Source organism: Paenibacillus sp. FSL R7-0333, from assembly GCF_038000365.1.
GTDB classification, from domain to species: Bacteria; Bacillota; Bacilli; order Paenibacillales; family Paenibacillaceae; genus Paenibacillus_AQ; species Paenibacillus_AQ silagei.
The window spans coordinates 802,432-814,905 of the sequence record NZ_JBBOBZ010000001.1 but is presented as its reverse complement, the minus strand read 5'-3'; the positions used below and the strand labels follow the sequence as shown (position 1 = coordinate 814,905).

The window sequence follows — 12,474 nt, the reverse complement described above, 5'->3', positions numbered from 1 at the left end:
TTGCCGCTTCGGTGTTCTACTTGGTCTGGTTCATTGCTATTCCGAGAATCCTTACACCTGTCTGTTCCATGAGACCCTTCAGCTTGCGGAGCGCTTCGCGCTTCGTCCGGCCGTGTCTGGCGACAATGACCACCCCATCCGAGAGCGGGGCCAGAATCCGTGCATCGCTGTAATCGACCGCCTGCGGCGAATCCAGCAGTATCAGATCGAAGCTTGCCTTCAGCTCTGTAAGCAGCCCGGCCATCTTCTCGCTGCCGAGCAGATCCGGCGGACTGACTGTACTCACTCCGGCAGGGATTACCGCCAGATTCGCCAAGCTGCCGTATACCAGAACGTCCTTCGCTTCCTCGTAGCCGCTTAAGTAAGCTGCCAGCCCCTGGCTGCCTTCCACATCGAACACGCTATGCAGGCCGGGCTTCCGCAGGTTACAATCCACCACCGCTACCTTCTTGCCATCCTGTACGAAGGATACGGCCAGATTGGAGAGAATGGTGGTCTTGCCTTCGCCGCTCTCCGCTGAAGTGAAGAGCAGCACCTGTCCGCCTGGCCCCTTCAGCAAGCCGAGCTGGCGGATATACGTGCGCAGCGAGCGGAAGGATTCGGAGACATGCGATGACGGGTTTATGTCCGCGATTAGACTTCTATTCAGCCGTAACATATTTGCCCTCCCCTACTCTTGCCTTGTCATTGTCCGCACTGCCGAAATCGCGTTTGCGGATGGCCGGAATACTGGCAATGACCGGAAGGCCAAGCTCAAATTCCGCTTCCTTCTCGTTTCTCAGCGTACCGTTCAGCGTCTCCATCAGCAGGATAATCCCGACCGCTGCCATCAGTGACACCACGAAGCTGATCAGAATATTCATGGTCACCCCGCCGTTGACCGGCAGAGGCTGGGCTGCAGGATCAGCCGGAGTCAGGAATGTTACATTATCCAGGTTCATCAGTGCCGGCAGGCTGCGGATGAAGGACTGCGAAACCGCGTTTACAATCGTAGCTGCAGTGCCGTAATCCTTATCCTCCACGGTCAGATTAATCACCTGGCTTTTCTCCGAGGATTTGATCTGCAGCTTGGCAGCCAGTTGGCCCGCCGTCAGACCGAACTCGGGATGCTCCGCAATCACACTCTTCATAATGGTTGGCGACTTCATGATTTCCTTATAGCTCTCGATGAGGTTAAGACTGAAGTTCAGTGCGTTGAGATTATTGCTCTCGGGGACATTCACAACATTGTTGACCAGTAGCTGTCCAGAGGCGGAGTAGACGGGTGCAACGAAGTTTTTACTGACGTAGAAGGTGGTGGCGCAGGAGATCAGTACAAATACCATGATTAACCATAATTTTTTCTTTATCAGGTTAATGTAATCCAGAATCGTCTTTTCCACAGTAACCCTCCTTCCGCTTGTGTTCGTTTTGAAAGCAATCATGAAAGTTTCAGATGTCTTGCTTTTATTCTAACAACGCGCAGGATTTATCACATGCCCCCTCGCATCACTTTACACTTCACTTTCGAGTAACCCCGTTTGGTCCGCAAGAGGGGGTGAATGGTATACTTTAGTACCATATCCATGGAAAATACTAACACCCCCGGTGACACAACATCACCTAACCGGGGGGGGGGGAAGGCTGCTGGTGCACCTTCGGGCCAACATTCCGCGGCAGCACAATGTATGCTGTTTTTCGCATACATTCGGGCCGTGGGCCTGCTTGTGAGCATAATGTATGTTGTTTTTCGCATACATTCGGGCCGTGGGCCTGCTTGTGAGCATAATGTATGTTGTTTTTCGCATACATTCGGGCCTTGGGTCTGCTTGCGAGCACAATGTATGCTGTTTTTCGCATACATTCGGGCCGTGGGCCTGCTTGTGAGCATAATGTATGTTGTTTTTCGCATACATTCGGGCCGGGGCCTGCTTGCGAGCACAATGTATGCTGTTTTTCGCATACATTTGGGCCGTGGGCCTGCTTGCGAGCATAATGTATGCTGTTTTTCGCATACATTTGGGCTGTGGGCCTGCTTGCGAGCATAATGTATGCTGTTTTTCGCATACATTCGGGCCGTGGGCCTCACAGCCGCCCATTGTGTTCGGTTTGATTTCCCGGAACGCAAAAAAACACGGACAGTATTGTCCGTGCTCCGTCCCCGATCATTCACAGGGATGATTATTAATCGTATGACATCTCATATTTGGTAAGCCCGACAGCATTGGCGTATAAGGCCGCCTGCGTCCGGTCCGCCACCTGCAGCTTCGCCAGAATCTGGCTGACATGCTTCTTGACGGTGAATTCGCTGATGAACAGGCGTGAAGCAATCTCGCGGTTGCAGGCCCCCTGTCCCAGCTCGATCAGAACTTCCTTCTCTTTGGGTGTAAGCTCATCCGTCGGACTGCTGCCGCTCATGCGCATCTTATCTTCCATCAGCCCGGGATCGTAATACTTCCTGCCCTTGTGGACCAGTTGAATGGCAAACAGCAATTCCTCAGGCAGAGCTTCCTTCAGTACATAACCGTCTACCAGCACTTCCTCCGCCTTCAGGAAATCTTCCCGGCTGGCTGAGGATGTCAGCAGGATGAACTTGCATGAGAATCCGCGCACGCGGGCTTCCTTGATAATATCCAGGCCCGATTCATCGGCAAGCTTCAGATCAATCAGCACAAGATCAGGCTGTATCTCCTCAATCACGAGAAGAGCTTCTTGGCCATTCGTTGCTTCGCCGGCAAACTGCAGATTAGACTGCATCGATATCACAGATGCCAATCCTCTTCTCACCAAAGGGTGATCATCAACAATGACGATTTTCACTTGAACGACCTCCTGCCTAAAGTTTATGCATTTTTCAGTTCAGCCACACCGACAGGTATAGAGATTAAAATTCTGGTTCCAGCGTTCTCGCTGCTGGTTAACTGGAAATCGCCTCCAAGGGACTGTGCCAGATATTGCATATTCTTCATTCCCAGTCCGCCTGAGTGATCCTCGGATTCAGCCCAGATCAGATCTGCATCGAAACCGATGCCATCGTCGACAATCGATAGTCTAATCCATTTCGGCTTAAGCGACAGTTCTACATCCACCCGGCTGGCAGCACCATGTCTTATAGCGTTGCCGGTCGCTTCGGAGATAATCCGGAAGAGTGCCTTGTGGTAAGGATAAGGGAGACTGAAATCATCCCCCGTTATTTTCAGTTCAATCTCAACATCATTAAGCCGGGAGAGGCTTTTCAGATGCGAGCGCACCATCCCAAGCCAGCTCGGGCCGCCGCTCTTCTTGGAGCTGAGGCTGTAGATGGTAATCCGCAGCTCCTTGGCTACCTTAGTGGCTGAATCATGGATAAGCTCAATCTGCTCCTCCAGCTCCCGCTCAGACATTTTGCGCCAGGTCTGCTTCAGGGAGTGGGTCGCATAGACGATGCCGAAAAGACTCTGGGAGACACTGTCGTGCATCTCATCGGCTATCCGGTTCTGCTCGTTCGTGATGATCAGCCGGTTCTCGATCACGCCCAGCTCGTGGCGCTCAAGAATAATCGCACTCAGCTCCGACAGGAACATCAGTTGCTGGATGTACCACCGGCGGCCCTCCAGCCCTTCCGAGGCCTCCAGCTTCACGCCAATCATTCCGACGAACCGGGTGCTCATTCTTACCGGCATCAGCAGGAAGTCGCCGATCCCCGGCATACTCTTGAATACCGGTTCACGCTGCAGCCTCCATTCATGCTCATGCTTCTCCAGCTCCATGAACAGAAAGCGCTCCTCCTCATGCTGCCATCCCGTCTGGCGGCTCTGCGGAGCAGGCTCACCGCTTTTTTTGGCGAACCAGAACAGGGCCTTCTCCAGCTTGGTAAGCTTGACCACATAGTCGGTAATGACTTGGCCAATATTCATGAAGTCATGCTGGCTTGATGTTTCCACGATGTGATAAAGCGATTTGATATGCTCCATGGTATCGTTGGTCCGCGCGTTCGCTTCCTCCCGCTGCCGCTTTATCCCCTTAACCATCTGCATAACTATAACCGCGAGAGCCAGGGCTAGAAACAGGTTACCATTGGCAAGCATAATTTCAGCAATCGTAAGACCCGGAGAACCGGCATCCATGTAGCCCGATACCGCCACCATGGCAATATAACCCAGGATCAGACTCCAGGCACAATACAAAGAGAGCGCACCCGCCGCAAACAGCACCGGATTCAGTACATATAGCTTAAAAGGACTATCGTATCCTCCAGTAAATAACATCAACACCGCAATGAGTGCCGTCTCCATACTGACCATCAGCATTAGAGTACGGGCTTTTGCATGGAACCTCCGGTAATAATACGGGAATAGTTGGGCAAATAAGAATAGCACAATGATTAGTAGGGATTTGTATATTACGGAAGGCCCCGCAGGAACCATGAGGTACATAAACGATGTGAGGGACAAAGAAAAGATTCTGAAAAAGGCGATCGTACGGTCTTCGACTGTTAATTTAATGTTCATCCCACCACCCTATTCTCCAGTTTGTGGAAAATTCGAGTTTATTCTAAGCTATGTTTAAAAGCATCATACATGAGAAAAATCACAATAACAAGTTTCGATTTCTAATGATAGCGTTTACTTTGAAAATAAAATGGGTATAATTATTCTTTTTTCATGAAAAATTAACCAACTCTATCCAGCTTCTCAAATGATAGCGTATGCAAAATTATCCAGTCCGGCTCCGGGCATGACAAAGAGCCTCTCCCTCCAGGGACAGGCTCTTCAAAAGAGAAGTCTTCGGTTATCCGGTGAGTACACCCGGCACAGTCTATTCAGTCACCGCCGTCACAGCTTGCTCCAGCTTGGCATTATTACATATACAAATTTGATAGCGCTGTTCGCCAACGATATGATACCCGGTGGACAAAATACGCAAGGTATGATTAGGTCCTACCACCTTATGGAGACTGCGGCAACTGATGCAGTAATACTCTCTCAATAGTCTCATCTCCGGCATAGTCTAGAAGAACTATTCTAGAACTGCTAATATTATCTAGAGCATAGCACTGTTTTTTTCTGCGTGTCAACAAAAATCTGCAAAAAACGACATTATTCAGAGACACTTTTAAGATAAAAAGTAGAATTATGTCGTTTATTATGTCACAGATGATTCCGGCAGGTCTGCGGGGAGAGGCCCATATATTTCTTGAATAGCCTTGAAAAATAAAAACTATCCCTATAATGAAGCATTCCCGCTATCTCCTGCACCTGCAGGGAGGTATTCAGCAGCAAATGCTTGGCCTCGGCCATCTTCAGCCGGTGGATATATTCATGCAGCGGGTACCCGCTGCTCCGCCGCACGGTGCGGCGGAGTGTAGACATGGACAGGTGCAGGCGCTCAGCCATCCCCGGCAGATCCGGCTGCTCATAGATGCAGGCATTCAGCGCCTCCCGGATCAGCGGCATGGCTTCCTGCTGCCACGGGCGGCGGCTGCCCTGGAGCTGCAGCGAGCATTCCAGCAGCATCTCCTCCAGCAGCAGCGCAGCCCGGTCCGCATCACCGGGAACATCTCCGGCCATGTACGCCAGAACCTTTTCAAAGGACGCTTTCAGCCCTTCCGCCTTATCCCCCCGGGTTACCTCTCCACCCGCAATCATTCCGGCTTCCAGCCATTCGGTGACACGGCTTCCGCTAAAATTAATATAATATTCATCCCAATACCCGCCTGGGGGCGGTCCGAAGCTGTAGCTATAACCGGGTCTGAAAAAAAACAGGCTTCCCTCATGGACCTGCTGCTCTGGTCCTCCGTTCTCCGTATAAGTTCCGCCTCCTGCGACTATATATACAAGTGCCCAGTGTTCAAAGGTGACGCCCGAACGAAACAGCGTTCTTCCCGGCAGATGGCCGGCTTGCCCGACACGGATCGACTTCAGGCGCAGCCTGGCGGCCTCCACCTTCGGATCAATAATTCTTACTGGATACGGGCTGATCATATAATCCATGAGCTTGGGCATACACTGCATTCCTCCATGTGTTCAGGAGTGATATGTTGATAATGAAGATGATCATATTCTACATGAATAAGAGGTGTCCACGCTATGTCTGATGTTGTTCACTTACAGCTTTTTCCCCGGCCGCATATGCTCACGGTATCCGCAGGACAGTTCCACCTTCCATCCCGGGGCAGCATTGTGCTGACCGGTGAGGACCAGTTGTCCGCCCTTCCCGCAGCCCGCAGGCTTCAACAGACCGCTTCCGAGGTGGTCCGTCTCAGTCTGCCTCTGTCCATAGGGCAGCGGTCTGCCACAGTTCCGGCTTGCACCTTCCGCTATAACGCACAGCTTACAGAAGGAGCTTATGAGCTGCACATTAACGAAGAAGGCCTAATTGCCGCTTACGGTTCCCCGCAAGGCGCTTATTATGCAGCGGCGACGCTGAAGCAGCTCCTGCAGCAGTGCGGCCGGACGCTGCCTTATCTGCATATCTGCGATCAGCCGGATTTCGCGGCCAGAGGACTCATGCTTGATATCAGCCGCAACAAAATCCCCACGCTGGATACCCTATACCGGATCATTGATCTCATGGCGGACCTCAAGCTGAATCAGCTGCAGCTATATATAGAAGGAGCTCCGTTTGCTTACGAGTCCTTCCCGCAGGTATGGGAGCTGGAAACTCCGCTCACCGGCGATGAAATCCTGCTGCTGGATGCCTACTGCCGCGAGCGGTATATTGAGCTGGTGCCTAATCAAAATAGCTTCGGCCATATGGAAGGCTGGCTGACCCGGCCGGAGTTCAACCATCTGGCAGAGATCCCCGCAGGCTTCATGCTTCCGGATCAGATGTATGATAGCGATTTATACCCGGAAGGATTGTTCATGCATCCCGGCACCTTCCATACGGAGGACCCTGAGGTATTGCAGCTTCTGGGCACGATGTATGACGACCTCCTTCCCTACTTCAGCTCAGAGATGTTCAATGTCGGCTGCGATGAGACTTATGAACTGGGACTTGGCGCAAGCCAGGCGCTGGCGGAGTCTTCCGGCAAAGGCGAGCTGTATCTCTCCTTCCTGCAGAAGATTCACGGACTGGTCAAGCAGCGCGGCAAAACCATGCAGTTCTGGGGCGATATCATCATCCAGCATCCCGGGCTGATCCCCCGGCTGCCGAAGGATATCATCGCCATGGAATGGGGGTACAGCGCGGCTCATCCTTTTGAAGCGGATACCCGCAAATTCAAAGAAGCAGGCATCCCGTTCTATGTCTGTCCGGGAACCAGTTCCTGGAACTCGCTCACCGGCAGGACCGACAACATGCTCGCCAATCTGCGCAGCGCTGCGGTGCATGGCAAGAGAAACGGCGCTATCGGCTACCTGATTACCGACTGGGGTGATTTCGGCCATTGGCAGCAGCTGCCGGTCAGCTATGCCGGATTCGCCTACGGGGCAGCACTGGCCTGGAATGTAGAGGGGAATCTGGAGGCGGATGTGGCGCATTATCTGAACACGGCGGTCTTCCAAGACCGCTCAGGAACCATCGGACAATTGCTGCTAGATCTGGGGAACTACTATAAGCTGGAGTCGGGCACGGTCCGCCCGAATGACACGGAGATGTCTATGCTGCTGCGCAGCCATCTGGAGCATGTGCAGCTGGCTACGAAGCTGCCTGTAGAGCAGCTTGACAGGCTTGAGCAGTACATCCTCGGCCTTGAAGCCCGGCTTGAGCAGCCGGTTCTGGAATGCAGCGATGCAGAGCTGGTGATCCTGGAGCTGCGCAGCGGCATTCACTTCGTGAAGCATGCCGTGCAGCTTACCCGGCTCAAGCAGCAGCTCGCCGCAGCCGATTCGCAGCCCCAGGCAGCGCAGGTTCAGGCGCTGATCCATGACCTGGATCTGCTGCTCCACCAGTACCGCCAGCTCTGGACCCGGCGCAACCGGCCGGGCGGCCTGGAGCGCAGTGTCTCGAAGCTGGTCCGCCTGCGCGGGGAATATACCGTACTTGCCGCCAAGCTGAGTGGGGCGGCTGTGGAGTAAAGCTTCTAAGTTTAGACAAATAGAAAATGAGTCATCATTCCATGCCAAAAAAACAAGCCCCGCTGTTAACTAGGAGACTTGTCCTGTTGACTCTGCTTGAAGAGTTCTATCAACTGGTTGCTCAATGCTCCAAATGAAGCCCCATCACATGGTATAAGGTCCGCTCCAGATAATCATGCAGGAAGAAACGCGAGCTTACAAAATGAGCGGCCATATCGGGAGACTGATACTGTTCCAACGCTGCTGTCATGCGCGGGAGGACCGCCTCTCGCCCATGGCGGTTATGCCGGTAACTGTTCAGCAGGGACTGCCATTCCGCCTCATCCCCCGGATACATCTCCCAGCGGTAGACGTATTTATGGATAGCCCGCGAACGATCTGTAGCCTCTTCAAAATCATGCATTACCGCAATCAGTCCGGCAACATCTTTGTTGAGCCGGACTTCATCAACCAGCTTCCAGATCAGATGATAATAATCCTCCAGCCTGTACCTTCCCTGAAGCTCATGCGCCTTCCCGGCAGGAATGCCGTGGAACCGCTCCAGGAAGCGGTCAATAAAAGTCTCCGTATCCGCCTTCCGGTTCCAGGCCAGCTCAGCATGAAGCAGCATGGGATACCAGGTCGTTTCAAAGATTCCGTAAGGGACTCCCAGACTGAACGGGCCGGTCCAGTTCGTAGCCACCACGCAATCAAGGTGGAGACGACCGGCTGCTTCAGCCCACTGCCGCAGATTATCCGTCCGGTTATCCAGCACAGGATAATTCTGATGCTCTGCCGAGTCGAAGCTGCGGACCGCCGATGCACCCATCACTTCAATGCCGAGAGCCCGGAATTTGTCCGCCAGCCCTGAGACCTCCGCTTCAATATTGCGGCCGTTATAGATCCAGATCATCGCTACACTGCGCGGGTCCAGCTTCGCCAGTTCCTCAGGCGGGCATTTATCCAGCATGTCATGCCAGAATACCGGCGTTCTGCCCCGGCTTGAAGTGAATTCAATCAGCTGGTTCAGAAAGGCGATGAACGCCCGCTCCCGGATTCCGCCGAAGGCTTCCCGGCATTGCGTACACTCACACAAGCTATACACTTCATCACAGCCTAGATGAATATATGGGGAGTCCGGATGAGCCTCCATCATCTCCTCCAGCAAATCCGTAATGAGCTGATAGGATTCCGGACGGGACGGGCAGATTTCTCCGGTGGAAGACTCGGTCTCCCGGAGATGCCGCCAACGGTCGTGCCGAAGCACATATTCCAGATGCCCGAAGCTCTGCTGAAGCGGAATAATCTCGATAAAATGCTCCTTCGCAGCGTCGTGCAGCGCCTCCAGCTGCTCCAGATTCAGCGCATGCTGCGGGTGCGTCAGCTCCGGATACTTCCGGAACGGAAACTTGTCTTCGTATTCGATCAGGACCGCATTGATCTTGTAGTTGGAGAAATCAGCCAAATAACGGACCAACAGCTCCGGCTTTGAGAAGGTCTGGCGGAGGTCATAGTTCATCGCACGCAAACGGGTATCCGGCCAGTCCATAATGGTGACTGCGAATATCTCTCCCTGCGGATTCCGCAGCTGCAGCAAGGTCTGGAGCCCATAATACAGCCCGGCGGCATCCGTAGCCTGGATGCGAACGCGATGCTCAGACACCTCCAGCAGATAACTCTCCTTCCGGCCTTCCAGCAGCGAAAGCTCCGCTTCCGGCACTCCAACTAGCCCAGCTCCCGCTACGCCGTTCTCACCACCGCCCCCTCCCAACGCTCCTTTCTGCAGACGCTCACCAGCAGACTTTCCCGACGCGCTGTGCAGCAGCAGAGAATAGCCGCTGCCTTCTGTGGAGCTGGCCAGCTTCGCCCCGGGAAAAGCACGGCGGCAATGCCGCTCCAGCCTTGGCTCCTCCTGCTCCATCATCAGACTCAGCCATACTCCATCATTGATTTGAAAAGCGCTTCCGTCCTCTAGCTTCAACTGTTGCGGTTCTGGCAATAAATTATACACGGCTCTCCTCCTTATCTTGCAGCTTCATTCCCCGCTCAGCTGCACGTTCTGCATACGGTCGTAAGCTTCCTTATATACGCCTACCAGCTTATCCACGCCCAGATTGTTCATTTCCTCCACATACTTATCCCATTCGGCCAGATTTCTGGAGCCGGTGACGAATTTGGCGAAGCTCTCATCCCGGTGCTTGTTGATCGCTTCCCCGGTAAGCGAGATCACTTCATTCTCCTGCTCGGTGAAGGCCGGGCGGGGCTGCATGGCGGACGGGTCATACTTGGTCGCTTCTTCATAAGCATGCTTCAGGTTATCGGAGAACAGCGACAGATGGGCATCGAAGTCGATCCAGGTATACGTGCCGCTGGTCTGCAGCCCGGTCTGCTTGCGCATTTCGGTCACATCGCTGTATTCCGGCTTGAACTTGATCGTATCGCCTTCTTTGGTATAGGTCTCCCCCTCCTTGCCCCAGCTGGCAAGTGTACGCCCTTCCTCTGTATAGAAGAAATCCATATAGGCCATGATGTCTTCAATCTGCTTCGAGGTCGAAGCCACTGTCAGACCGCTCTCCAGATAGTGAAAATAAGGATTAAGCTGCTTGCCGTCCGCCAGACCTGCGGGTGGAGCCAGGAACTGCATGTTGTATTCAGGGTTGTCTTTCTGCATCGCATTGTTGAAGAAATCAATCCGGCTGATATAATCGACGGTGACAAAAGACTTGCTGGTAGACACCATATCCTGCCACTGTTTTGTCTGCAGCGAGAGGAAGTCTGGAGGAATTAACCCTTCATCATAGAAGCTTTTCCACATACCGAGCATTTCCTTATAAGCGGGCTCCGTTGGCCCGTAATGCCACTCACTGTTATCAAAATTATAATATGCACCCTCACTGGTCCCGAAGTTTATCGTCATGCTGGCATTCAGCTCATCGGGGTTCTGCCCGTAACGGATGGAGAGCGGAAAGCTATCCGGATATTTCGCCTTCAGCACCTGAAGAGCTTCATGAAGCTCCTTATAGGTCGTTGGCGCCTTCAAGCCTTCCTTGTCAAAAACATCCTTCCGGTACATCCAGACTAAGCGGTTCGTCTCTCCGAAGCCCTGGTTCGGGAACATATACATCTTCCCGTCTGCGGACAACGCCGCCTTAGCTTCATCAGGATACTGCTGGATCCACTTGCTCAAGTTCGGCATCTTGTCCATATACTCCTTGATATCCACCAGAGCACCTTGCTGGCCGAATTTGTTAGATTCCTTACGGTTCGGCATATATAGGATGTCCGGCAGGTTTTTGGAGGCAATCGCCAGATTGAGGCTTTCTTCAAGCTCCCCGGAAGGCGTCTGCACCTTCAGGGTGACACCGGTCTTCTCCTTCAGCCAGCTCCAGACCGGCCAGGACTCCGAATAAGGAAACGTAGCATTGTTGTCCAGCAGTGCCGTGAAGGTCTTGACCGGCAATGCAGACGGACTTCCCGAACCTTCACCGCCCTCCTGCACAGCAGCTTCCGGCGCGGCTGCATTATTATTGTTGCCGCTGCAGCCGGACAGAAGCAGCATTGCCATCACGGTAAGCAGACTTGCAGTCATCCATTTTCTCATATAAGCCACTCCCATTCCTATGAATTGTACTGTTCGTTGTCAGCCTTTGACGGCTCCAATCATTGCGCCTTGGACGAAATACTTCTGGATAAACGGATACACGGCTAGAATCGGAAGTGTTGATACCATAATCGTCGCATATTTCAGCGATTCTTCAACAATCTGATTATCCCCCCCAATACCGGTTACATCTCCTGAGCTGGAGGTGCCGGCAAGGACCATATTGCGCAGCAGTACCTGCAGCGGGAACAGCTCCGAGGAGCGCAGATACAAGAGCGGGCCGAGGAAATTATTCCACATACTCACTGCATAGAAGAGCGCAATCGTCGCAAATGAAGCTTTGGACAAGGGCACGATGATACGGGCAAAGATACCGATGTCATTCAATCCGTCCATACGCCCCGACTCCTCCAGCTCCTTCGGAATGCCCGCGAAGAACGTGCGCATCAGAATCAGATTCCAGGTGCTCACCGCACCCGGCAGCACCATCCCCCATACGGTATCCACCAGATTCAGAGAGCGGACCACGAGGAAGGTGGGAATCATCCCGCCGCTGAAGAACATGGTGACTACAATCAGCATGGTCAAGCTTTTGCGCAGCGCCATATCGCTCCGCGACAAGGCGTAAGCTCCCGTGGAGGTGATGAGCAGGGAGATCAGTGTACCCGTAAAGGTGTAGACGATCGTGTTCTTGTAAGCTACCCAGATCTTGGAGTCCTCCAGTACCACTTTATACATGTCAAGGTTAAAGCCCTTGGGCCAGATGGACACTTTATTCTGGATGACATTAGAATCACTGCTAAGCGACACCGCCAGCATGTGTACAAACGGATACAGCGTAGCGGCCACAACCATCAGCAGCACAATCCCATTGATTATACTGAACAGGTTCATCCGGAATTTCATAATAAGCAC

9 protein-coding genes are annotated in these 12,474 nt (G+C 53.0%); 1 reads left to right on the top strand and 8 read right to left on the bottom strand.

Features of this window, described 5'->3' with window-relative positions:
• Positions 1-16: 16 nt before the first annotated feature.
• The 5 genes from MKY86_RS03405 to MKY86_RS03385 form a co-directional block, all read right to left on the bottom strand.
• The gene (locus MKY86_RS03405) at positions 17-658 is read right to left on the bottom strand and encodes a CpsD/CapB family tyrosine-protein kinase (RefSeq protein ID WP_036723430.1); all 642 of its coding nucleotides are present in this window, start codon (positions 656-658) and stop codon (positions 17-19) included.
• Positions 642-1,382: a YveK family protein gene (locus MKY86_RS03400; RefSeq protein WP_076078982.1), complete on the bottom strand. Its 741-nt coding sequence runs from the start codon at positions 1,380-1,382 to the stop codon at positions 642-644. Before MKY86_RS03400 ends, MKY86_RS03405 begins: the two co-directional genes overlap by 17 nt.
• 781 nt (positions 1,383-2,163) lie before the next feature.
• Complete coding sequence (locus MKY86_RS03395) at positions 2,164-2,799, bottom strand: response regulator (protein WP_036693598.1); 636 nt, start codon at positions 2,797-2,799, stop codon at positions 2,164-2,166.
• 23 nt (positions 2,800-2,822) lie between these two features.
• Positions 2,823-4,268, bottom strand: coding sequence for a sensor histidine kinase (locus MKY86_RS03390; RefSeq protein WP_340826137.1), 1,446 nt, complete (start codon positions 4,266-4,268; stop codon positions 2,823-2,825).
• An 840-nt stretch (positions 4,269-5,108) separates the two neighbouring features.
• Positions 5,109-5,963, bottom strand: a complete 855-nt coding sequence (locus MKY86_RS03385) for a helix-turn-helix transcriptional regulator (RefSeq protein ID WP_076078980.1) — start codon at positions 5,961-5,963, stop codon at positions 5,109-5,111.
• 84 nt (positions 5,964-6,047) lie between these two features.
• Between MKY86_RS03385 and MKY86_RS03380 the strand changes: the two genes are divergently transcribed.
• A complete protein-coding gene (locus MKY86_RS03380) occupies positions 6,048-7,979 on the top strand; it encodes a beta-N-acetylhexosaminidase (protein WP_076078979.1) in 1,932 nt (643 codons plus the stop codon).
• 121 nt (positions 7,980-8,100) lie between these two features.
• Here the strand turns inward: MKY86_RS03380 and MKY86_RS03375 are convergent, their stop codons facing one another.
• The 3 genes from MKY86_RS03375 to MKY86_RS03365 are packed head-to-tail and all read right to left on the bottom strand — an operon-like array spanning position 8,101 to position 12,465.
• On the bottom strand, positions 8,101-9,969 hold the full coding sequence (locus tag MKY86_RS03375; protein ID WP_076078978.1) for a glycoside hydrolase family 20 zincin-like fold domain-containing protein: 1,869 nt from the start codon (positions 9,967-9,969) through the stop codon (positions 8,101-8,103).
• Between the two features lie 24 nt (positions 9,970-9,993).
• A complete protein-coding gene (locus MKY86_RS03370; RefSeq protein ID WP_076078977.1) occupies positions 9,994-11,559 on the bottom strand; it encodes an extracellular solute-binding protein in 1,566 nt (521 codons plus the stop codon).
• 39 nt (positions 11,560-11,598) lie between these two features.
• Positions 11,599-12,465, bottom strand: coding sequence for a carbohydrate ABC transporter permease (locus MKY86_RS03365; RefSeq protein ID WP_076078976.1), 867 nt, complete (start codon positions 12,463-12,465; stop codon positions 11,599-11,601).
• Positions 12,466-12,474 lie beyond the last annotated feature (9 nt).